At 40.6% G+C, this 229-nt stretch carries 1 pseudogene; it reads left to right on the top strand.

The annotated features are described in order from the left end of the window. Positions 1 to 229 (top strand): annotated as a pseudogene (locus tag EOD40_RS18125) (hypothetical protein); the annotation flags it as partial.

Below are 229 nucleotides of genomic sequence, written 5' to 3'. Positions count from 1 at the left end.
AATCCAGATACGGATGGTGATGGTGTAACCGATAGCAAAGAGAAAACAGATGGAACTGATCCTAAAGATGCTTGTAAATTTATCTTAGCTAGTCAAACAGTCGCTCCAAATTCAGCTTGGGAAACTGCCGATTGTGATAACGACGGTGTAAACAATAAACAAGAGAAAATTGATGGTACTGATCCTAAGAATCCGGATACGGATGGTGATGGTGTAACCGATAGCAAAG

This window comes from Flavobacterium sufflavum (genome assembly GCF_004016525.1).
In the GTDB taxonomy this organism is placed as follows: Bacteria; Bacteroidota; Bacteroidia; order Flavobacteriales; family Flavobacteriaceae; genus Flavobacterium; species Flavobacterium sufflavum.
The sequence above is the reverse complement of the archived record's forward strand: the minus strand, read 5'-3'. Positions and strand labels throughout refer to the sequence as shown.